Origin of the sequence: Sphingobium scionense, from assembly GCF_014197035.1 — a bacterium.
GTDB lineage: Bacteria > Pseudomonadota > Alphaproteobacteria > Sphingomonadales > Sphingomonadaceae > Sphingobium > Sphingobium scionense.
Genome location: NZ_JACIEU010000008.1, coordinates 211,269 through 231,767 on the forward strand (window position 1 = coordinate 211,269; position 20,499 = coordinate 231,767).

Here is a 20,499-nt window from a genome sequence, read left to right on the forward strand (position 1 = left end):
TGAAGCGACGCCTGGGCGGTGCATGACCGATTGCTTGGGGGCGGATGTCCCATCCCCAAAGTAAATCAGAATGGGGGCGTGTAGGACAGCACGGTTGGGGGGGGCAGAAGCTGTCGCTAACAGCATCGTCACCCTGAACTTGTTTCAGGGGCCATTTGTCCCAGCAGACCAATGGGCTATTGGGCCGGATGGATGCTGAAACAAGTTCAGCATGACGTTGTGAGGGAGGGCCGGAAGCCCATTATTTAACCGATCAGGTTGACCGCGATCCTATCCCTCGTTCTTCACTCTTCACCCCGCAACTCCAGCCGGCTGGCCCGGTCGAAGATGGTGAGTACCAGCGGGTCGGCTTCGGCGGCGCGGACGGCGACGTGGAAGTCGACCGGCGGCATGAGCGGGGCGCCGGGCACCGGGACCAATCGACCGTCGGCCAGTTGCTGGCGGGCCATCGGCCGGGGGAAGATGCCGATGCCGCCGCCTTCCAGCACGATGTCGATCATGGTGCGGACATTGTTGCACAGGTTGAGCGGGCAGTCGGCCAGGCCCGAGGCGGCGATCGCGTCCTTCATGATGCGATAGAGCGGCGAGAGGTTGGTGAGCGACCAGATCGGTGGGCGAACATCCGCCATCGTTGCGACGGTCGCGGGGTTGGCGAGCCAGAGCAGGTCGACGCTGCCGATCGGCGCGGTGCGCAGCATCGGATGGGCGATCCGCCCGGCGGCGAAGGCGAGGTCGGCATGGCCCGAGGCGAGCTGCTGGATCAGGTCGGCGGTGAGCGCGATGTTGACCTCCAGGCTGACATGCGGCAGGTCGCGGCCAAGCTGGGCCACGAAGCCGGGCAGGCAACTGGCCGCCGCGATCTCGCCCGCGCCGATGCGGATGATGCCGGTCGCGCCGGATATGTCGCTGCAGCCCATCAGCACGCCCTGGAATCGTGCCCAGAGCGGTTCGCTCTCGCGCACCAGCTCGCGCCCGGCGGGGGTAAGCGCCATCGTCCGTCCTTCACGGCGGAAGAGGGCAGTGCCCAGATGGCTTTCCAGTTCGCGCACCCGCGCGGAAATGGCCGGCTGGGTGGTGTTGAGGCGCGCCGCCGCCGCCGCGAAGGTGCTCAGCCGCGCGATCCAGAGCAGGGTTTCGAGATGGTAGAAGGCGATGCGATTGATAGACATTGTTTGGGTTTAACCGAAAAAACAAATCATTGGTATTGATCGGTCGGCCTGCCTAGTCTGCGCGCAAATCTGACAAAGGATGGATGCCGATGGCCAAGAAGCTCTACCCCGATGCCGCCGCCGCGCTGGAGGGGCTGCTGTTCGACGGCATGCATCTGTGCGCGGGCGGCTTTGGCCTGTGCGGCATTCCCGAGCGGCTGATCGACGCGATCCGCGATTCGGGGGTCAAAGATCTGACCATCGCCAGCAACAATGCCGGCATCGACGGCGAGGGGCTGGGCAAGCTGCTGCGCACGCGCCAGGTCAAGAAGATGATCTCCTCCTATGTCGGCGAGAACAAGGAGTTCGAGCGGCAATATCTGGCCGGCGAGCTGGAGGTGGAATTCTGTCCGCAGGGGACGCTGGCCGAGCGTTGCCGCGCGGGCGGGGCGGGCATTCCCGGCTTCTACACCAAGACCGGCGTCGGCACTGCGGTCGCCGAGGGCAAGGAAGTCAAGAATTTCGACGGCCAGGACTATATATTGGAGCGCGGCATCTTTGCCGATGTCGCGATCATCAAGGGCTGGAAGGCGGACGAGAGCGGCAACCTGATTTTCCGCAAGACCGCGCGCAATTTCAACGCGCCGATGGCGACGGCGGCGAAGATCTGTATCGCCGAGGTGGAGGAAGTGGTGCCGGTCGGCAGCCTGGACCCCGATGCGATCCATCTGCCCGGCATCTACGTCAAGCGGATGATCGTCGGCGCGCCCTATGACAAGAAGATCGAGTTTCGCACCGTGCGCCAGAGGGACGCCGCCTGATGGCGACGATGATGCGGCTTGCGTCGGCGCTGTTGCTGGCGCCGCTGGCGGCCTGCGCGACGACCACCGCGACGACAAGTGCGACTGACCCGGCGCCGGTGCTTCCGACCGGACCGGCGGTGCCGCCGGCCGGCATGCAATATCTCTATGGATCGGGCGAGGCGGCGGCTTTGTCGCGCCAGGCCTGGACCGCTTTGGTCGCCCATGCCGCCGCTGTCGTGAAGGCGCGGCCGGCCGATTCTGTCGTGCTGGCCGAAGGCGCGAGCCTGGATGCGCCCAAGTTCGTGCCGTGTGGCAACCGGCCGTTCGCCGCGGTGTTCGACGTTGACGAGACGGTAATGCTGAACACCGGCTTCGAATATCATGATGCGAAGACCGGCAAGGGTTATGATGCGGCTGACTGGGACGCGTGGGAAAAAACCGGCGAAGGCGCAGTCGGCCCGGTGCCGGGTGCGGATAGCGGCCTCAACGCGCTGCGGGCGATGGGCGTGACCGTGATCTTCAACACCAACCGTTCGGCCGCCAATGCCGACGCGACGGCGCGTGCGATCAAGGCGGCGGGGCTGGGCGAGGCGGTGCATGGCCAGACGCTGTATCTGGCCGGCGACGACGCGATGGGGTCGCGCAAGGACGGCCGGCGCTGGACGATCTCGCGCAGCTATTGCGTGATCGCGCTGGGTGGCGACCAGCTCGGCGATTTCACCGATCTGTTCAATGCCGGGCAGAGCGTGCCGGTGCGCCGCGCCGCGACCGAAGGGGCTGCGATCGCGAAACTCTGGGGCGCGGGCTGGTTCGTCCTGCCGAACCCGGTTTATGGCAGCGGCCTCAAGGGCGGCTTCGACGATGTTTTTCCTGCCGACAAGAGGTGGGCGCCGCCCGCCCAAGGGGAGAAGTGATAATGCCCTGGACCCGTGACGAGATGGCCGCGCGTGCGGCGAAGGAGCTGGAGGACGGCTTCTATGTGAATCTGGGCATCGGCATTCCGACGCTGGTGGCGAACCATATTCCCGATGGCGTCGAAGTGACGCTTCAAAGCGAGAATGGCATGCTGGGCATCGGTCCCTTCCCCTATGAGGGCGAGGAAGATGCGGACCTGATCAACGCCGGCAAGCAGACGATCAGCGAGCTGCCGCAATCGGCCTATTTCAGTTCGTCCGACAGTTTCGCGATGATCCGCGGCGGGCATATCGACCTGACCGTCCTTGGTGCGATGGAAGTGGCCGAGAATGGCGACATCGCCAACTGGATGATCCCCGGCAAGATGATCAAGGGCATGGGCGGCGCGATGGACCTGGTCGCCGGCGTCAAGAAGATCATCGTGGTGATGGAGCATACGTCCAAGAATGGCGATCCCAAGTTCATTCCCGCCTGCACCCTGCCGCTGACCGGCAAGAATGTGGTCGACATGATCGTCACCGACCTCTGCGTCTTCCAGCGCCCCGACCATGACAGCCCGTTCAAGCTCGTTGAGCTGGCGCCGGGCGTGACCGCCGAGGAAGTCGCTGCTAAGACGACCGCCCATTATCTCAGCTAAGGGCGTTTCATGAGCCTCGACGGCACCTATGACGAAGCCAATATCTTTGCCCTGATCCTGCAGGGCAAGATCCCGTCGACCAAGCTGTACGAGGACGAGAATACGTTCGCCTTCCTCGACATCATGCCGCAGACGCGGGGCCATGCGCTGGTGATTTCCAAATGGTCGAAGGCGCGCAACCTGCTGGAGATGGAGGATGAGGCGCTGGCACAGGTGATGGCGACCACCAAGAAGGTCGCCACCGCCATCCGCAAGGCGCTGAACCCCGACGGCATCCAGATCGCCCAGTTCAACGGCGCGCCGGCGGGGCAGACGATCTTCCACCTGCACGTCCATATCCTGCCGCGCTGGGAGGGCGACCCCAAGGGCTTCGCCGCCCATGGCGCCGGCGCGCAGGCGGACAAGGATGCGCTGGCGGCGCTGGCCGAAGAGATTCGCGCGCAGTTCTGACGTGGCGCTCAAACCCTTCAAGGCGCCGGGCGCGCGGCTGGCGCTGCGGTCCAAGTCGGCCAACAGTTATCAGACCGGCGACCGGGGCGGGGCCGAGGTGATCCTCGACGTGTCTCGGTTGCTTTCCAGGGCTTTTCACCCGACACCGACCGGCATCGATCGGGTCGAATATGTCTATGCCCGCGAATTGCTGGAGCGGATGCCCGACCGGCTGGCCTTTGCCGCCGTCCATCCCGCCGGCGGCTATTATGGGCGCCTGAACCATGCCGCAGTGCGCCAGTTCCTGGCCTTCACCGCAGCGAAATGGCGTAATGTGGATTCGCCCGGCGAGCGCAAGGAGCGGGCGGCGGTAATCCGCCATATGTTCGCGACGCGTCCGCGCCCGGTGCCCAAGGCCAAGGGGCCGCGCATCTATCTGCAGGCATCGCCCCATCATCTGGACGATGCGGCGCAGGTGGGGGCGATCCTGCGGGCAGAGGGCGCGAAGTTCGTCACGCTGGTGCATGATGTCATTCCGCTGAGCCATCCCGAATTCGCCCGCCCGCAAGGGGCGGACGAGCATCGCCGCCGGCTGCGCAGCATCGACCTTTATGCAACCGGCATCATCGGCAACAGCCAGGCGACGCTGGACGCGCTGGAACCGCATCTGTCGAACGGCCTGGTCGATCGCCAGACATGCGTCGCCCATTTCGGCGCCGATCCGCCCGATGTGTTTGGCGGGTCCGGCACGACGATCCCGCAGCGGCCTTATTTCGTCTATCTGTCGACGATCGAGCCGCGGAAGAATCATCTGCTGCTGCTCAATATCTGGCGGCGGATGGTGGACGAACTGGGCGATGCGGCGCCGATGCTGGTGCTGATCGGCCGGCGCGGCTGGGAAAATGAGAATGTCATCGACATGCTGGAGCGGGGCGAGGCGCTGCGCGGCCATGTGGTCGAGGCGGGCGAGCTGCCCGACAACCAGATGCAGGATCTGGTCGCGGGCGCGCGGGCGATGCTGATGCCGTCCTTTGCCGAAGGCTTTGGCATGCCGGTGGTCGAGGCGCTGTGCGCCGGCGTCCCGGTGATCTGCAGCGACATTTCGGCCCATCGCGAGGTAGGCGGCGATGCGCCCGACTATATCGATCCACTCGATGGCATGGGCTGGATGCGGATGATCCATGCCTATGCCGCAGCGGATTCGCCGCAGCGCGCGGCGCAGCTCGCGCGGATCGGCGGATGGCATGCGCCGACCTGGCGTGACTATTTCGACATAGTGGCGCAGCTATTGGAACAAGTGACAGCTTCTGTTCCTTGACCTGGAATTTTCAGGCGATCATGGAATGGGTTGAATGCAATTCCCCTCCTTGGCGCTGGTCGGCTTGGGGGATGTGGTCGGGGGTAGGTGGACATGGCGGAAATGGCCGACGCGGGAGTCGGAACCTGCCGTCGTGCAGACCGCGTTCCGTTCCTGCGGTCGCCGCCTTTCCCCGGCATCGATCCGGCCGTTGCGGCCATCAGTCATGCTGAACAGGACGGTTTCTCAGCGCCCATATCCGACGCGTTACTGGATGCGTTGCGGCTTGCACGGGTGGGCGGTGATTTCTGGGGGCATCGGCCAAAAGGTTTGCTGCTGGTCGCGCGCGAAGGTGTGCGCATCGACCCGTCCGTCTGCGCCGGCCTTGTTTTCGGGCAGATCGGGATTCTGCCCGCTGATGCCAGCGCAAAGCGGGCCGCAACGCCAGCAATCGGGCATTGGCTGCCTTCGGTCTGCGATCCCTGGGCCTTGCTGGCCGATGCGCGCGCCGTCCATGCCGAAGCGGACGATGACCTGGCCATCGTCGCAGGCTTGTTGGGTATAGCGGTCTTTGGGCCGGATGGCGCGGCATTGACCGCAGAGCGGTTGAAGGACGCCGCGCGTAATCGACTGGCACAAGCGCGCTATCGCGATTGCTTCAGTGGCGAGATGGTCGATGCCGCACATGCGGTTGCGCAACTGGCCGATTGGCGACGGCATGTGGACGGCAACAGAGGGATTGCGGCTGCAAGCGGCATGGCGTTCTGGAAGCGGGAAGCCATGCGTCATTTCCTGTGGGATGGAGTGCGCGCACCGCCGTTCCTGCCCCCGGCACGCGGTCTGGCGCGGGCACGGCGGGAAGCGGGGGCGCTGGCGATCTGGCCATCGCGGGTGCCCGTCACCATTACAGCGGATGCGGCTGCCGTCGGCGTCGCCCTGGCACGGGTCGAGGACGGGTTTCTGCGTTCACGGGGGTTGGGCGCGGCGCTGCATCCGCCCGGATCGGTGGTGATCGATCGATGCGGTATCTATTATAATGCGCGCGCGGCAAGCGATCTGGAACGCTTGCTCGCCACGCATGACTTTTCGCCGGATCTGGTCGAACGTGCGCGGCTGTTGCGCGCGCGCGTCTGCGATGCCGGCGTTACCAAATATGGCGCCGAGGCGGGGCGGATGATCGACTTGCCGCCGGGCCGGCGCACGGTGCTGGCGGTGGGGCAGGTCGATGACGACATGTCGGTGCAACTGGGCGGAGCCGGGGTCGATGGCAATCTCGACTTTCTGGCGCGGGTGCGCCGCGCAGAACCGAACGCCTGGATCATCTATCGCCCCCATCCCGATGTGCAGGCCGGGCATCGCAAGGGGCATTTGAGCGACGCCGTCGTGTTGGAACATGCCGACGCGATCGACAGCGGCGCGCCGTTGATGGAATTGGTGCAGGCGGTGGACGATGTGCATGTCCTGTCATCGCTGACAGGCTTCGAGGCGTTGATGCGAGGCTGCTCCGTTACGGTTCATGGCATGCCTTTCTACGCGGGGTGGGGGCTGACACGGGATCTCGCCAAATCCTCTCCGCGAAGGGGGCGTCAACTCGACGTGGATCGACTTGTCGCGGCTGCACTCATTCTCTATCCTCGCTATATTGATCCCGTGACGCGCTTGCCTTGTGGCCCCGAACTGATGGTGGACCGCCTGGCGAGTGGATCGACGCCGCCGATGACATGGCTCATTCGGTTGCGGGCGCTACAGGGGAAGCTACGAAGATTTATGACATTGTCCGCTGAGTTCCTTCATGGCTGAACCTTCGTCCAAAACATTTTTGTTCCTGCAGGGGCCGCATGGTCCCTATTTCTCGATGCTGGCCAACGCGCTTCGTGCGCGCGGGCAGGCTGCGCTGCGGATCAATATCAATGGCGGCGACAAGGTGGACTGGCCAGGCGAGGCGACCGATTATCGCGGGACATTTCGCAACTGGCCGCTCTTCTTTGACGATTTTGTCGTCAACCATGGCGTGACGGATCTTGTCCTCTATGGTGATTGCCGCCCCTACCATACCTCTGCGCATGGCATGGCCCGACTGCGCAACCTGCGCGTCCATGTGGTCGAGGAAGGTTATATTCGGCCCGATTTCCTGACTTTGCAGGATGATGGCGTGAACGGCAATTCGACGCTGCCGCTCGACCCGCAATGGTATCTGGATCAGGCGCGCAGCTTGCCCGATTATGACGCCGCGCTGCCGCAGGTGCCTTCGACTTTCCGCGCACGGGCGCGCAACACGATGCGCAATGGCCTGGCCTCTGCCTTCATGCGCCCCTATTTCCCCTTTTACCGGACCCATCGCCCGCACAGTTTTCTGATGGAATCGGTTGCCTGGTGCCGTAAATTGGTGATGCGCAACGGCGATGCCCACCGCTCGCTGGCCGCATGGGAAAGCGTCAAGGACAGGCCCTATTTCACCCTGCCGTTGCAGTTAAATTCAGATTACCAGATTCGGGTTCATTCGCCGTTCGGCAATATGCGCGCCGCGCTGCGCTTTGTTATCAAGAGTTTTGCCCAGCACGCGCCCGCCCATGTCTCGCTGGTGATCAAGCGGCATCCGCTCGATCCCGGACTGGTGCCATGGCACCGGCTGACCCGTCGGCTGGCGGCGCATTATGGGGTCCAGGACCGAGTGGTCTACCTCGCCGACTGGGACATCGCCGAGGTCGTGCGGAAATCGCTTGGCGTGGTCACGATCAACAGCACCGTCGGAACGCTGGCACTGAACAGTGGCAAGCCGGTCGTGGTATTGGGGCATGCGGTCTACAAGGTGCCCGGGGTGGTCTATCGTGCCAGCTTGGACGATTTCTGGCAGGCCCCGCGTCAACCCGACATGAAGCTTTATTCCGCCTTCCGCCGGGTATTGATCGATCGGTGCCTGATCCGGGGTGGACTGCTGAGCGAGGAAGGGCTGCAGATGCTGGTCGACAATGCGGTCGAACGGTTGCTGCGCGATCGGGGGCGCCTGCCGGTGGCAAAGGTGATCGCCCATCCCGTGAGATCATCGCCATCGCCGGGATACGCATCGCGATAACAATCCTGTGTAATGCACGAATCTCCGATTTCAGTTCATCGGTTCGCAAAGGCGGGTCGAACCGAAACGTCACTCTTTAGGATCAAGCATGCAAATCCATCCCGTAATCCTGATCGGCGGTTCCGGAACACGGCTCTGGCCTCTTTCCAGACCGGCGCGTCCCAAACAATTCTTGCCGCTGGTCAGCGATCGCTCAATGCTGGACGAAACGATTCAGCGCGTCGCCGATCGAGAAGGATTTGCGGCACCGGTCCTGGTTTCGGGGCAGCAGCATCTGTCCGTCGTGCAGGATCTGCTGTCACAGAGCGGTGACGAACAGACCACGCTATTGATAGAGCCGGAGGGACGCAATACTGCGCCGGCAATCGCCATGGCGGCGCACTGGATCGTCCAGACGCAGGGCGATGGCCTGATGCTGGTCATGCCGTCCGATCATGTCATCACCGACGTCGAAACCTTCCACCGCCATCTGGATCATGCCCGGCCGGTAGCGGAGGCGGGGCATTTGGTGACTTTCGGGATCAAGCCAGATCATCCTGCGACAGGTTATGGCTATATCGAGAAGGGGCAGCCGATCAACGAAGGCCATTCCGTTTTTCATGTCAGCAAGTTCGTCGAAAAGCCGCCACTGGCGGTTGCCGAGCAATATCTTGCAGATGGACGTTATGACTGGAATGCCGGTATTTTCCTGTTCACGGCTCAATCTTTCCTGAAGGAACTCGCGCAGCATGCGCCGAGCGTGGCGGAGCCGGTTGCCCGTGCGATGGCGAATCCGATCCAGGAGGCAGGCATAGTGCGGCCCGAGGCGGAGCATTTCCTTGCCTGTGCCAATGACTCGATCGATTATGCCGTGCTGGAGAAGACCGATCGGGCCGCTGTCGTTGCCATTGATGTCGGCTGGTCGGACGTTGGCACCTGGGATGCACTGTGGGCAGTGCGCGCCCGGGATGAAAATGAAAACAGCATTCAGGGAACCGCCGTCACGCTGGACAGCTCGGGTAATTTGCTACTGGCTGCGGGAGGTCCGCCGATCGCCGTGCTCGGGGTGACGGACTCGATCGTGATTTCCACGTCGGATGTCGTGATGGTGCTGCCACGCGATCGATCGCAAGATGTGAAAGCGCTGGTCGATATATTCGACAAGGCGGCGGCGGGCGTGAAGAGTGTCTGATCGCCCGCGTGGGCTGGCCAATCGAGAAGCGACCAGTCTTCGGATAGGGATATTCGATCATAACCTGACACACGTCATCGGGGGAAGCGCGAAGCATGACGCGCGTCCCCCGATGACGAGGAGTTTTTAGTTGCCCTGGATCGCGTTGTTGACCGACATCAGGGGCAGCACAGTCGACGCGATGATACCGACGAAGCGCTGGAACTCGGCCGTCGTACTATTGGCGATGTAGACCACATCCCGGTTGCGGATAGGGAAGTTCTGCATGGCGAAATAGGTGCCGGGATCCTTCATGTTGACACGGTAGATGACCGGGATGCGGCCATCCGGTCCGACGCCCGCATCGGCGGTGCGATTGGCGATGAATGCAGGATCCTCCCATCGGAAGATGAAGACGCCCTTCGGATCGGCGCGGGCATCCTGAAGGCCACCCAGCCTGCCGAGTGCCTGGGCAAGGGTCAGCCCAGTGGCTTCGAAATTGACTTCCTCATTCTTGCCCGCTGCACCCAGGGCCGTGAAGCTGTAAGGCTGGTAGAAAGCCGTCACAACGTCGCCCGACGCCAGCACGATATTCTGCTTGGGATCGCGAATGACGCTTTCCAGCGGCATGCTGTGGACCTTGCCATCGCGCGTAAGCTGAATGGTCATCTTGTTGACGGGCTGGCGTGTTCCTCCGGCGGCGGCGAGCGCATCCAGGATGGTCTCGCCCTTTGGCGTGAGCGGCATGCGGACGCTTTGTTCGACTTCACCAACGACCGAGGCATTGGCCGAGGCATTGCGGGATATGCGGACATTGACCTGTGGGATATGCGCTTTCTTGACAAGGCGCGCGGTAATGTCGCGCTCAATATCTTCCGGGGTTCGCCCGGCGACCGGCACGACGCCGGCGAACGGGACCGAGATACTGCCGGATGATCCGACCAGATAATCCGGCAGACTGGTGCCGCGGCTGGTATCGGGGCCGGCAGCAGAGGCATAAGCGCTCACCGCTGTGGAGGGGTTAGGAAAGAGCACGGCGGGAGGCGCTTCCCAGATGCTGACCTGAACAACGTCGCCAACGCCGACAAATTGCCCCACCGCACGCCCGGTACCCAATGTCGCCGCGAAACCGGGTTCCGCTGGAACAACATAGTGATTTGCCGTCAGGGGATCGAGCGTTACGATCTGAATGCCCTGAAGCGAGCTATTTTCTGCCGCATCGAGTACATGACCGGTACGCGGGCCCACCGAGGTGCAAGCCGAGGTCGAAAGCAGCAAAAGGGAGAGCGCCGCCGCGCCAAACCGCTCCTTCGTCACTGCGCGACAGGACAGAATTTTCATGAAATTTCCAATTTTCAATGGGTTAGGCATTCTTGCTTTGGCTTCTAGCTGCTCATCAACAACAGGCCGGATATAGTTGCAAGCCCAATATTGGGGAGCCCAATGTGGGGTCTGCTTAGCCATTGTGTTGAAGCATCCATTTCAACGAGTCGGCCAGCGGAACGGGCGTCAGTGGACCGATGACGGACTCAAGGAGGGCGGGAGTGCCACAAAGCGAGATGACTTCGTTCGGGCGAACAAGATCCGGGTCGATACGGACCGCGAAGCGACCTCCGGCAAACGTTTCGATCATCGCCAATATTTCTTCCAGCGCGACCGCCCGGCCCGAGCAAATCTGGAATGTCCCGCCAGCAGCGCGGGGGTGTTGCAGCAGTCGGCAATAGGCATCAACCACCGTTCGAACATCCGAGAAATCGCGTGCAATCGCGATATTGCCGAGTTGAATATCCCATTGTCCGCGCCGTGCATGATCGATGATCTTAGGAACAAGAAAGCGCGGCGACTGACCTGCCCCGGTATAGTTGAACGGTCGGGTGACAATCATGGGCAGCGTATCGGCGTAGATACGGCATATCATCTCCACCGCAGCCTTGCTCACGCCATAGTCATTGGCGGGCTGGACCGGTGATGTTTCGTCCAGAATACCTTCCGAGCGATTGCCGTAGATATTGGCACTGCTGGCGACGAGTACAGCCTCGGGGCGCGACGATGCTGCGGCCAAGGCGGCAAGGAGATTGCGGGTGCCGAGGATATTGGTCCGATACATTTCGGATGGATCGCTATGGGCGACAAAAGCAACCGCAGCGAGATGCACAACCCATTCCGGTCGGACGCTATCGACGACCCGATGGCAGGCATCGGCATCCGTGAGGTCGCAGGCATGAACAAAATGCGCGCCGTTTGTGCCCTGGCCATCGGCAGCCTGCACCAGCGCATGGACTTCATGTCCTGCTGCGGCGAGCGCCTTCACCATATAGTGGCCGGTAAAGCCGCTAGCACCGGTTATGAGAGCGCGGCGCATGTCAGACCCCTAGAAGCTGTAACCGGTTTTGTTGCGCCGGAGATCGGCTTCGACCATCATGGTGCATAATGTTTCAAGCGAGGTCTCCGGTTTCCAGCCGAGTTTCTCGCGCGCCAAGGCCGGATCACCGATCAGGTGATCGACTTCGGCCGGGCGATAGAAGCGCGGGTCGACCTTGAGGAGGGTCTTGCCCGTGCGGATGTCGACGGCAATCTCTTCCTCGCCATGGCCTTGGAACGCAACGTTGATGCCCGCCGCCGCGAAGGCGAGTTGGGCAAAGTTGCGCACCGAGACTGTCCGACCGGTGGCCAGTACATAGCTATCGGGTTCGTCGACCTGCAGCATTTGCCACATGCCGGCGACATATTCCCTGGCGAAGCCCCAGTCGCGTTCCGCGTCGAGATTGCCGACATGGACGCAATCCAATTGACCAAGCGCGATCCTGGCCACCGCATCGCTGATCTTGCGGGTGACGAATTCCTTGCCGCGCAACGGGCTTTCATGATTGAACAGAATGCCGCTGCATCCGAAGATGCCATAGCTTTCCCGATAATTGATGGTCGTCCAGTGCCCAAACAGCTTGGCTACCCCGTAGGGACTGCGCGGGTAGAACGGGGTGGTTTCTGTTTGGGGAGTGGCCTGAACCTTCCCGAACATTTCCGAGGTGCTCGCCTGATAGAAGCGGATCGCCGGATTAACGATCCGGATGGCCTCCAGCAGATTGAGAGCGCCAAGGCCGGTAATGTTGGCCGTGGCGATGGGCTGCTCGAATGAAACCCCCACAAAGCTCTGTGCAGCAAGATTATAGACTTCGGTTGCCCCGGTCTTCTGCAAGAGGCGAATTGAGGCCGACAAGTCGGTCACATCATGTTCGACCAAATGCAGCCGCTCATGACCTGCCAGGCCCAGTTCTTCTATACGCCAGAAATTGGCCGAACTGGTTCGACGAAAGCAGCCATAGACCACATAGCCTTTTTCGAGAAGCAACTCGGCCAGATATGCACCGTCCTGGCCTGTGATACCGGTAATGATCGCGTGGGGCATGATTGACATTCTATGATATTTGGCCCCGTGCTTTAGGCCAGGCTGCCGACACGCGAAAGAGTGAAACCGGCTGCCTGGGTTTCTGCTACCGGATAAATGTTCCGCAGATCCACCAGGGTTGGCGCATTCATGGAAGTGGCAAGGCGCTTCAAGTCCAGCGCACGGAATGCATCCCATTCGGTGACCAGCACCAGCGCATCGGCACCGGCGGCGGCCTCATAAGCGGAGTTCACCATGGTCACATTGCTCATCATCGGGGCGGCAATTTCCATGCCTTCCGGATCATAGGCGACGACCTTCGCGCCGGCATCTTCAAGCGCCTGGACGATCGCGAGACTGGGGGCGTCGCGCATGTCGTCGGTATTGGGTTTGAAAGTCAGGCCCAGCAATGCCACCGTCTTGCCCCGTGCATCACCGCCCAGAGCCTTGACGATCTTGCGTCCCATGGCCCGCTTGCGCAGGTCGTTGACCTGGACCACCGTCTCCACGATGCGGACCGGTGCATCGAAATCCTGACCGGTCTTGACCAGGGCCAGCGTGTCTTTCGGGAAGCAGGAGCCGCCATAGCCAGGGCCGGCATGGAGGAATTTCGAGCCGATGCGGTTGTCGAGACCGATGCCGCGCGAGACGTCCTGCACTTCGGCGCCAACGGCCTCGCAAAGATCCGCCATTTCGTTGATGAAGGTGATCTTGGTCGCCAGGAATGCGTTGGCGGCATATTTGATGAGTTCAGCCGTCCGGCGACCAGTGAACATCAGGGGGGCCTGATTGAGGTTCAGCGGACGATAGATCTGGCTCATGATGGCGATAGCGCGTTCACTGCCGGTCGTTCCCACGACGACGCGGTCCGGACGCTTGAAGTCGCCGATCGCGGCGCCTTCGCGCAAAAATTCGGGATTGGAAACGACCTGAATGTCGAGGTCCGGACGCAACTCACGCGCAATCCGCTCGACCTCGTCGCCGGTTCCGACAGGGACGGTCGACTTGGTGACGATTACCGCGGGTCCATCCAACGCTTCGACGATTTCGCGGGCTGCAGCATAGACATAGGAGAGATCTGCATGGCCGTCACCGCGGCGCGAGGGGGTGCCGACCGCGATGAAGATGGCATCGGCGCCCTTGACGCCTGCGGCGAGATCCGTGGTGAAGGACAGCCGGCCGGCCGCAGCATTGGTGCCGACCAGTTGATCGAGGCCCGGCTCGTAAATCGGCATGCGTCCGGCTTCGATCGCGGCGATCTTGGCGATATCCTTGTCTACGCAGACAATGTCATGGCCAAAGTCAGCAAAGCAGGCGCCAGAAACCAAGCCGACATAACCTGTGCCGATCATCGTAATCTTCATGTGCTGATAGCCCCAATGTTAAGCAGTTTGGATTTCCGTTGAGAGCGTGAATACAAGTCAACACAAGATTTTGACAAGCCTTATCAGGCAAAATTTCGCTGCGGTGCAGCAGCATCGCAAAGCGCTGGACATTGAACGGGGCACAGCTTACCAACCCAACAAACTGAGAGATTAAGATAGTTGATGATCCAAGTTCCTAAAAAGGTTGGCGGGCTCCCGGTGCTTTTTGTCGCTACGGTGCTCATCCCGACAGCCGTTTCAGCGATATATCTCTCCCTTCGATCGGACATGTATACGTCCGAAGCCCGCTTCGTCGTTCAAAGTTCTCAGAAGCAGCAAAGTACAGGCATCGGTGCCCTGTTCAAGGCCAGCGGTTTTTCAGCCGCTTCCGAGGAGGCCTTTGCTGCAAATGACTATATCACTTCGCGCGATGCGCTTCGGACACTGGATCGCGATGGTGCGGTAAGCCGCGCTTACACGCGCCCGGACGTGTTCATGCTTGATCGCTTCAATGCGTTCGGTTGGAACGACGGGAAGGATAAGCTGTTCAAATATTACGAGGACATGGTCAGCGTAAAATATGATACGGCGTCCGGTATCACGACGTTGGAAGTTAAGGCCTTCAATCCGGCCGATGCAAAAAAGCTCAACCAGCGTCTGCTGGATCAGGCGGAAGCGCTGGTCAACCGGATGAACGAAAGGGGTCGTGAGGACCTTGTGAGCTATGCCAATGCAGAGCTTGTCGAGGCCAAGGACCAGGCCAGGAAAGCCGCAGTCTCGCTCTCCACATTCCGCAACCGCGAAGGCATCGTAGATCCCGAGAAGCAGGCGGCTGTCCAGTTGCAGATGATTTCCAAGCTGCAGGATGAATTGATCTCGACCAAAACGCAGCTTGTGCAGTTGCGCAGCCTGACGCCGCAGAACCCGCAAATTCCGGTTCTGCAAACCCGCGTTGGCGAATTGGGCAAGGAAATCCAAATCCAGCTGGGGCAAATCGCGGGCGATCAGCGATCCCTGGCGGCTTCAACCGTACAGTTCCAGCGGCTTCAACTTGAAAGCACGTTGGCAGACAGGGAACTGGCGGCCGCCATTTCGTCTTTGCAGGAAGCGCGTAACGAAGCTCGGCGCAAGCGGGCCTATGTGGAGCGTATCGTCGAGCCTAATCTGCCAGACAGTCATTCCGACCCGAAGAGGGTGCGCGGTATCCTCAATGTGTTTGTGGTCGGATTGCTGTTCTGGGGCGTCCTGTCCATGGTGCTCGCCGGCGTGCGGGAGCATTCGGACTGATGGCGGACGAGAAGCCCCCAGAGACATCGTTGCTGCGGTCCTGGGCCATTCAACGGCGGATCGTATGGGCGCTGATCCTTCGTGAAATGCTCACCCGGTATGGGCGGCATAATATCGGCTTCCTGTGGTTGTTCGTCGAACCGATGATCTTCACTGTGGGTGTGACGCTCGTCTGGACTGCCTTCCGCAACATCCACGCATCCGACTTGCCGATCGCGGCCTTTGCCGTGACGGGTTATTCCAGCGTGCTTGTCTGGCGTAATATCCCGGCACGCGCCGTTGGCGCGCTCGAGCCGAACCTGTCCTTGATGTACCACCGCAACGTGAAGGTTTTTGACGTCTTCATTTCACGCATCTTGCTGGAATGTATGGGCGTAGGCGTTTCCTTTTTTGTCCTGTCGGTCTTCTTTGCCGCGATCGGTTGGATTTCATTGCCCGAAAACCCCCATCTCGTGGTGGAAGGCTGGCTGATGCTGGCGTGGTTTGGTATGGGGTTGGGGCTGTTTCTGGGCGCCTTCTCGATGCGATCTGACCTGGTCGACAAATTCTTCCATCCGCTGACCTATCTCATGTTCCCCTTTTCGGGGGCAGCGTGGCTGGCGGAATCTGCACCTCCCCCCGTGCGGCAATATGTCATGTATGTGCCCATGATCCATGGCGTCGAATGGGTGCGCGATGGTTTCTTCGGTTCGCATTTTACGCCGATCTATGAGCCCATGTATCTGCTCGGCTGGAACATGGTATTGACGTTCTTCGGCTTGGTCGAATTGCGCAATGCTAGGAAGTTTATCGTCCCGCAATGATCAGGCTCGAAAACGTCAACAAATATTACAAGACGCGTCGCGGACGGGCGCATATTCTGCGCGACGTCAATCTGACGGTCGAAAAGGGCGAGCGGATCGGCATTCTTGGCCGCAATGGCGCGGGAAAGTCGACATTGATCCGGTTGCTGGGCGGCGTCGAGGATCCGTCGAGCGGGCGGGTCGTTCGGGATATGACGGTGTCGTGGCCGTTGGCATTTTCGGGGGCTTTCCAGCACTCGCTGACGGGATTTGACAATCTTCGCTTCATTTGCCGGGTGTATGAGGTCGATCCTGAAGAGGTTTTGCCCAAGGTCGAGGATTTTGCCGAACTGGGCAAATATCTGTTCGAGCCGCTCAGCACCTATTCGGCTGGTATGCGGGCGCGGCTTGGTTTCGGGATATCGCTGGTCGTCGATTTCGATTGCTATCTGATCGACGAGATCGTTGCCGTGGGCGATGATCGTTTCCGTGAACGCTGTCATGAGGAATTGTTCGTCAAGCGCGCCAATCGATCCATCTTCCTGGTATCGCATAACGCCGACTATGTCCGTCAGCATTGCCACAAGGCGGCGGTGCTCAAGGATGGTGAACTGCTGAATTTCGAGGATCTGGAAGAAGCGTACGACTATTATCACCGGACGGCCTGATGCAGGACATCCGGCGGTTCCGTGACCGTCTTGTCGCTACAATCGGCGCATATCTGAGAGCGTCGGTCGATACGACAGGCGGTCGTTTGATCGTGGATCTATCCACGATCGCGCAGAATGATGCACGAACCGGTATCCAGCGCGTCGTGCGCGCGCTGTGGTGGTTGTTGCATGACACGCCGCTGGAGGGCTACTCGGTCGTGCCGGTCGTCGCGACGGCCAAGCGCGGCTATTGTGTGGCGCCGATCAGCGATGGAGAGGTGAGGATGCCGGCGCCTGATGCGCCGCTGGTCGAGATTGGCGCTGGCGATATATTTCTGGGCCTCGATCTTGCCGCACATCGGCTATGGCGGCATCGACGCCAGATGGCGCGATGGAAGCGGCGCGGGGCGACTGTCGCGATCACGGTCTACGATTTGCTGCCGCTTCGGGAACCGGACTGGTTTCCGTCCAGCACGGCGCGTAATTTCGGCCGTTGGATAAGGATCGTGATGCGCTATGCCGATTTGGCCCTGTGTATATCACAGCAGGTCGTTGCGGACATGCGTAGCTTGATGGAGGTGCAGGGTACTGGGTATCGCCGGCTCCCGCAGTTGGTGCATCTTCCGCTTTCCGGCGATATTTCGGGTAGCAGGCCGAGCGGTGGGATTGACGATGCCGGGCGGGCGATCATCGCGAAAATGGAGCAGCGCCCGACCATCCTGATGGTGGGAACGATCGAGCCACGCAAAGCACATACCGTCTTGCTGATGGCCTATGATCATTGGCGCGATACGGCCGGAGATGAGGCTCCCGATCTGGTGATCGTGGGGCGCCGGGGATGGCGCACGGAAGCATTGCAGCAGCGCATGCTGGAGCATCCCGCTCGCGGCGACAGGTTTGTCTGGCTGGATGATGCATCCGATGAATTGTTGGCGGCGCTCTATGTGCGGGCTGCACTTGTCGTCGTGCCATCATATGGTGAAGGCTTTGGCCTTCCTGTCGTGGAAGCGCTGGGTTTCGGATGCAGGGTGCTTGCCCGTGATCTGCCGGTGTTCCGCGAACTTGATCGTGAAGGTCTCAGCTATTTTGAATCCGATGCGCCAGTGGCGCTGGTCCAGGCCATGAGCGCTGCCTTGCAGCAGCCTCCACCTGTGCCGGCAAGCATGTCAGAGGACTGGACGGTTAGCCTTTCCGTCATTCTGCACGCACTGGCGATCAAGGTGAAGACGGCAGCATCGAATGAAACTCCCGGAGCTTGACGGCCGACAATAGTCGCTGCTCCGGGAGTGTATCTCATCCGTTGGTTTTGATTCGTGCGATCATTTGACGTAGATGTTCTCGCCAATGGAGGGCGGGACCACCGATCGCTGAGAAGGTGCTGGTCTTGTCGAGCACCGAATAGGATGGGCGATGTGCCGGTGTCGGGAAGTCGGCAGTGGCGATCGGCACGATCTTGGCTTGCTGATCCAGCAGCCCAGCGGCAAGCGCTTCCTCCTGAATCGCGACAGCGAAGTCGTACCAGCTCGCCGCGCCACTGTCGGTATAGTGATGGATCCCCTGGACGTTGGCGGCAGCGAGCCGCCAGAGCGCATCGGCCAACGCTGGCGCATAAGTGGGAGTGCCGATTTGGTCGGCAACGACGCGGACTTCAGGGCGCTCTGCCATCAGGCGGAGCATGGTACGGACAAAATTGCCCCCAACCGGCGCGTAGACCCAGGCGGTTCGAACGATGATCGCTTCATCGCCGGCTAATTGCTCGCCGACCAGCTTCGTGCGGCCATAGGCACTGAGCGGATTGGTCGGAGCATCGGGGCGGTAGGGCGTTCCCGATGCCCCATCGAATACGAAATCGGTGGAAACATGCACGAATTGCGCGCCGACCTGATGAGCGGCTTGCGCAAGTGTTCCGACGGCTGTGCCGTTGATCGCCAAGGCTGTGACTTCGTCCTGCTCTGCTCTGTCCACGGCCGTGTAGGCCGCCGCATTGAACAATATATTCGGCCGAACGCGCTCGACCCAGTCCGTAACTGCTTGGGGCTGGGTAATGTCGAGTTGGTCAACATCGGCACACACAAGTTCGACGCCTTGAGGAGCCTGTGCTTGCAGGGCGTGGCCGAGTTGGCCGTTGCTGCCAACAATGAGGGCCTTCATGCGAAAGCCTCGATCTGGGCCAAGGGCTGTCCCTGCTGGTCTTTGCCGGACAGTTGCGGGGTTAAGCCGTTCAATGGCCATTCAATGCCGATGGCAGGGTCATTCCAGAGTAGCGAATGCTCCGCGCTCGGATCATAGCGGCCGGTGCATTTATACAGGAAGTCGGTATCGTCTTCCAGGCTGACAAATCCGTGAGCAAAGCCTGGAGGAACCCAGAACATGCGCTTGTTCGTGGCCGATAATTCGACGCCAACCCATTTGCCAAAGGTTGGACTCGATCGGCGAATATCGACGGCGACGTCCCACACGCTGCCGCGCACGACGCGGACAAGCTTGCCCTGGGGATTGGGATTTTGAAAATGGAGGCCGCGCAATACGCCACGCGCAGAGCGGCTGTGATTGTCTTGCACGAATTTCAGGTCAAGGCCCGCTGCGGCAAAGCCGTCAGCATTCCAGCTTTCCATGAAAAAGCCGCGATCATCACCAAAGACGCGCGGTTCGATAATGAGGAGGCCGGGTATCGCGGTCTCGATGATGTTCACTTGATGGCTCCCTTGCCTTGCAGCAGACCCATGAGATAATTGCCATAACCGCTCTTTCGCAGGGGTGTGGCGAGCTGTTCCAAGGTGGCATCGTCGATGAAGCCTTGGCGCCAGGCAATTTCTTCCGGACAGCAGATTTTCAGGCCCTGCCGCTCCTCGGTCACACGTACATATAGCGCAGCGTCCAGCAGAGAGCCGTGGGTGCCGGTATCGAGCCAGGCATAGCCGCGGCCCATGATCTCGACCGACAGCGAGCCTTCCTCAAGATAGAGGCGATTGAGATCTGTGATTTCCAGCTCGCCCCGGGGTGATGGCCGAAGGGCGCGGGCAAAGTCGACCGCCCGGCCGTCATAGAAATAGAGGCCCGTGACGGCATAGTTCGACTTGGGATCTGCCGGCTTTTCTTCAATGCTGTCGGCGCGACCATCGGCATCAAACGACACTACGCCATAGGCGGTTGGATCGCTGACATAATAACCGAACACCGTCGCGCCATGGTCGCGGGTACCGGCGCTGGACAACAGATCGACCAGGCCATGGCCGTAGAAGATATTGTCGCCAAGGACGAGCGTGGAGGGATTGCTGCCGACGAAATCGGCGCCGATATGATAGGCCTGGGCCAGCCCTGCGGGCTCGGGCTGAACCGCGTAGGAGAGGGATATGCCCAAGTCCCGGCCATCGCCCAGCAAGGTCTGGAATGCGGATGCGTCATTGGGGGTGGTGATAATAAGTATATCCCGGATACCCGATAGCATCAGGGTAGACAATGGATAGTATATCATCGGCTTGTCATAGACCGGCATCAATTGTTTGGAGACGCCCTTCGTCAAGGGGTATAGGCGTGTTCCGGAGCCCCCTGCCAATATTATCCCTTTACGCACGCGAT

At 60.9% G+C, this 20,499-nt stretch carries 20 protein-coding genes; 12 read left to right on the top strand and 8 right to left on the bottom strand.

What is annotated here, in order from left to right; all coding sequences use genetic code 11:
* Positions 1 to 284 precede the first annotated feature (284 nt).
* Entirely contained in the window at positions 285 to 1,169 is an 885-nt protein-coding gene (locus tag GGQ90_RS11565) for a LysR family transcriptional regulator (RefSeq protein ID WP_188082305.1), read from the bottom strand.
* A gap of 89 nt (positions 1,170 to 1,258) precedes the next feature.
* Between GGQ90_RS11565 and GGQ90_RS11570 the strand changes: the two genes are divergently transcribed.
* From GGQ90_RS11570 to GGQ90_RS11605, 8 genes are all read left to right on the top strand, one after another.
* Complete coding sequence (locus tag GGQ90_RS11570) at positions 1,259 to 1,969, top strand: CoA transferase subunit A (RefSeq protein WP_048936425.1); 711 nt, start codon at positions 1,259 to 1,261, stop codon at positions 1,967 to 1,969.
* Positions 1,969 to 2,865 (top strand): HAD family acid phosphatase, encoded by an 897-nt coding sequence (locus GGQ90_RS11575; protein ID WP_188082306.1) that lies wholly within the window; start codon positions 1,969 to 1,971, stop codon positions 2,863 to 2,865. The genes GGQ90_RS11570 and GGQ90_RS11575 overlap by 1 nt, the downstream gene beginning before the upstream one ends.
* Positions 2,866 to 2,867: 2 nt before the next feature.
* Positions 2,868 to 3,503 carry a CoA transferase subunit B gene (locus tag GGQ90_RS11580; RefSeq protein WP_188082307.1) on the top strand — a complete coding sequence of 212 codons (636 nt, stop codon included), beginning with the start codon at positions 2,868 to 2,870 and terminating at the stop codon, positions 3,501 to 3,503.
* Positions 3,504 to 3,512: 9 nt separating this feature from the next.
* Complete coding sequence (locus tag GGQ90_RS11585; RefSeq protein WP_188082308.1) at positions 3,513 to 3,953, top strand: HIT family protein; 441 nt, start codon at positions 3,513 to 3,515, stop codon at positions 3,951 to 3,953.
* A 1-nt stretch (position 3,954) separates the two neighbouring features.
* A complete protein-coding gene (locus GGQ90_RS11590) occupies positions 3,955 to 5,250 on the top strand; it encodes a glycosyltransferase (RefSeq protein WP_188082309.1) in 1,296 nt (431 codons plus the stop codon).
* Positions 5,251 to 5,343: 93 nt separating this feature from the next.
* Positions 5,344 to 7,029: a capsular polysaccharide export protein, LipB/KpsS family gene (locus GGQ90_RS11595; RefSeq protein ID WP_188082310.1), complete on the top strand. Its 1,686-nt coding sequence runs from the start codon at positions 5,344 to 5,346 to the stop codon at positions 7,027 to 7,029.
* Positions 7,022 to 8,302: a capsule biosynthesis protein gene (locus GGQ90_RS11600; protein ID WP_246428219.1), complete on the top strand. Its 1,281-nt coding sequence runs from the start codon at positions 7,022 to 7,024 to the stop codon at positions 8,300 to 8,302. Before GGQ90_RS11595 ends, GGQ90_RS11600 begins: the two co-directional genes overlap by 8 nt.
* A gap of 88 nt (positions 8,303 to 8,390) precedes the next feature.
* Positions 8,391 to 9,473 carry a mannose-1-phosphate guanylyltransferase/mannose-6-phosphate isomerase gene (locus GGQ90_RS11605; RefSeq protein WP_188082311.1) on the top strand — a complete coding sequence of 361 codons (1,083 nt, stop codon included), beginning with the start codon at positions 8,391 to 8,393 and terminating at the stop codon, positions 9,471 to 9,473.
* Positions 9,474 to 9,599: 126 nt separating this feature from the next.
* Here GGQ90_RS11605 and GGQ90_RS11610 read toward each other — a convergent pair whose 3' ends face one another.
* From GGQ90_RS11610 to GGQ90_RS11625, 4 genes are read right to left on the bottom strand one after another with little or no spacing between them, the layout of a single operon-like run.
* Positions 9,600 to 10,916 carry a polysaccharide biosynthesis/export family protein gene (locus tag GGQ90_RS11610; protein ID WP_246428220.1) on the bottom strand — a complete coding sequence of 439 codons (1,317 nt, stop codon included), beginning with the start codon at positions 10,914 to 10,916 and terminating at the stop codon, positions 9,600 to 9,602.
* A complete protein-coding gene (locus GGQ90_RS11615; RefSeq protein ID WP_188082312.1) occupies positions 10,909 to 11,814 on the bottom strand; it encodes an NAD-dependent epimerase/dehydratase family protein in 906 nt (301 codons plus the stop codon). The genes GGQ90_RS11610 and GGQ90_RS11615 overlap by 8 nt, the downstream gene beginning before the upstream one ends.
* A 9-nt stretch (positions 11,815 to 11,823) precedes the next feature.
* Positions 11,824 to 12,858: a GDP-mannose 4,6-dehydratase gene (gene gmd, locus GGQ90_RS11620; RefSeq protein WP_188082313.1), complete on the bottom strand. Its 1,035-nt coding sequence runs from the start codon at positions 12,856 to 12,858 to the stop codon at positions 11,824 to 11,826.
* A 32-nt stretch (positions 12,859 to 12,890) separates the two neighbouring features.
* Complete coding sequence (locus GGQ90_RS11625) at positions 12,891 to 14,201, bottom strand: UDP-glucose dehydrogenase family protein (protein WP_188082314.1); 1,311 nt, start codon at positions 14,199 to 14,201, stop codon at positions 12,891 to 12,893.
* A gap of 183 nt (positions 14,202 to 14,384) precedes the next feature.
* Between GGQ90_RS11625 and GGQ90_RS11630 the strand changes: the two genes are divergently transcribed.
* Genes GGQ90_RS11630 through GGQ90_RS11645 form a run of 4 tightly spaced genes read left to right on the top strand, consistent with a single transcriptional unit; the run spans position 14,385 to position 18,179 of the window.
* Positions 14,385 to 15,488, top strand: a complete 1,104-nt coding sequence (locus GGQ90_RS11630; protein WP_188082315.1) for a KpsE/RkpR family capsule polysaccharide export protein — start codon at positions 14,385 to 14,387, stop codon at positions 15,486 to 15,488.
* Positions 15,488 to 16,291: an ABC transporter permease gene (locus tag GGQ90_RS11635; RefSeq protein ID WP_188082316.1), complete on the top strand. Its 804-nt coding sequence runs from the start codon at positions 15,488 to 15,490 to the stop codon at positions 16,289 to 16,291. The genes GGQ90_RS11630 and GGQ90_RS11635 overlap by 1 nt, the downstream gene beginning before the upstream one ends.
* Positions 16,288 to 16,938: an ABC transporter ATP-binding protein gene (locus tag GGQ90_RS11640; protein WP_188082317.1), complete on the top strand. Its 651-nt coding sequence runs from the start codon at positions 16,288 to 16,290 to the stop codon at positions 16,936 to 16,938. Before GGQ90_RS11635 ends, GGQ90_RS11640 begins: the two co-directional genes overlap by 4 nt.
* On the top strand, positions 16,938 to 18,179 hold the full coding sequence (locus GGQ90_RS11645; RefSeq protein WP_188082318.1) for a glycosyltransferase family 4 protein: 1,242 nt from the start codon (positions 16,938 to 16,940) through the stop codon (positions 18,177 to 18,179). Before GGQ90_RS11640 ends, GGQ90_RS11645 begins: the two co-directional genes overlap by 1 nt.
* 34 nt (positions 18,180 to 18,213) lie before the next feature.
* Here the strand turns inward: GGQ90_RS11645 and rfbD are convergent, their stop codons facing one another.
* Genes rfbD through rfbA form a run of 3 tightly spaced genes read right to left on the bottom strand, consistent with a single transcriptional unit; the run spans position 18,214 to position 20,494 of the window.
* A complete protein-coding gene (gene rfbD, locus GGQ90_RS11650) occupies positions 18,214 to 19,071 on the bottom strand; it encodes a dTDP-4-dehydrorhamnose reductase (protein ID WP_188082319.1) in 858 nt (285 codons plus the stop codon).
* Positions 19,068 to 19,613: a dTDP-4-dehydrorhamnose 3,5-epimerase gene (rfbC, locus tag GGQ90_RS11655; protein WP_188082320.1), complete on the bottom strand. Its 546-nt coding sequence runs from the start codon at positions 19,611 to 19,613 to the stop codon at positions 19,068 to 19,070. Before rfbC ends, rfbD begins: the two co-directional genes overlap by 4 nt.
* A complete protein-coding gene (gene rfbA, locus GGQ90_RS11660; protein ID WP_188082321.1) occupies positions 19,610 to 20,494 on the bottom strand; it encodes a glucose-1-phosphate thymidylyltransferase RfbA in 885 nt (294 codons plus the stop codon). The genes rfbC and rfbA overlap by 4 nt, the downstream gene beginning before the upstream one ends.
* Positions 20,495 to 20,499: the final 5 nt, after the last annotated feature.

What these genes read in the sequence shown, in the direction of transcription:
- GGQ90_RS11565 (WP_188082305.1), bottom strand. Translation starts at nt 1,169, where the DNA reads ATGTCTATCAATCGCATCGCCTTCTACCATCTCGAAACCCTGCTCTGG.
- GGQ90_RS11570 (WP_048936425.1), top strand. Translation starts at nt 1,259, where the DNA reads ATGGCCAAGAAGCTCTACCCCGATGCCGCCGCCGCGCTGGAGGGGCTG.
- GGQ90_RS11575 (WP_188082306.1), top strand. Translation starts at nt 1,969, where the DNA reads ATGGCGACGATGATGCGGCTTGCGTCGGCGCTGTTGCTGGCGCCGCTG.
- GGQ90_RS11580 (WP_188082307.1), top strand. Translation starts at nt 2,868, where the DNA reads ATGCCCTGGACCCGTGACGAGATGGCCGCGCGTGCGGCGAAGGAGCTG.
- GGQ90_RS11585 (WP_188082308.1), top strand. Translation starts at nt 3,513, where the DNA reads ATGAGCCTCGACGGCACCTATGACGAAGCCAATATCTTTGCCCTGATC.
- GGQ90_RS11595 (WP_188082310.1), top strand. Translation starts at nt 5,344, where the DNA reads ATGGCGGAAATGGCCGACGCGGGAGTCGGAACCTGCCGTCGTGCAGAC.
- GGQ90_RS11600 (WP_246428219.1), top strand. Translation starts at nt 7,022, where the DNA reads ATGGCTGAACCTTCGTCCAAAACATTTTTGTTCCTGCAGGGGCCGCAT.
- GGQ90_RS11605 (WP_188082311.1), top strand. Translation starts at nt 8,391, where the DNA reads ATGCAAATCCATCCCGTAATCCTGATCGGCGGTTCCGGAACACGGCTC.
- GGQ90_RS11610 (WP_246428220.1), bottom strand. Translation starts at nt 10,916, where the DNA reads ATGGCTAAGCAGACCCCACATTGGGCTCCCCAATATTGGGCTTGCAAC.
- GGQ90_RS11615 (WP_188082312.1), bottom strand. Translation starts at nt 11,814, where the DNA reads ATGCGCCGCGCTCTCATAACCGGTGCTAGCGGCTTTACCGGCCACTAT.
- gmd (WP_188082313.1), bottom strand. Translation starts at nt 12,858, where the DNA reads ATGCCCCACGCGATCATTACCGGTATCACAGGCCAGGACGGTGCATAT.
- GGQ90_RS11625 (WP_188082314.1), bottom strand. Translation starts at nt 14,201, where the DNA reads ATGAAGATTACGATGATCGGCACAGGTTATGTCGGCTTGGTTTCTGGC.
- GGQ90_RS11630 (WP_188082315.1), top strand. Translation starts at nt 14,385, where the DNA reads ATGATCCAAGTTCCTAAAAAGGTTGGCGGGCTCCCGGTGCTTTTTGTC.
- GGQ90_RS11635 (WP_188082316.1), top strand. Translation starts at nt 15,488, where the DNA reads ATGGCGGACGAGAAGCCCCCAGAGACATCGTTGCTGCGGTCCTGGGCC.
- GGQ90_RS11640 (WP_188082317.1), top strand. Translation starts at nt 16,288, where the DNA reads ATGATCAGGCTCGAAAACGTCAACAAATATTACAAGACGCGTCGCGGA.
- GGQ90_RS11645 (WP_188082318.1), top strand. Translation starts at nt 16,938, where the DNA reads ATGCAGGACATCCGGCGGTTCCGTGACCGTCTTGTCGCTACAATCGGC.
- rfbD (WP_188082319.1), bottom strand. Translation starts at nt 19,071, where the DNA reads ATGAAGGCCCTCATTGTTGGCAGCAACGGCCAACTCGGCCACGCCCTG.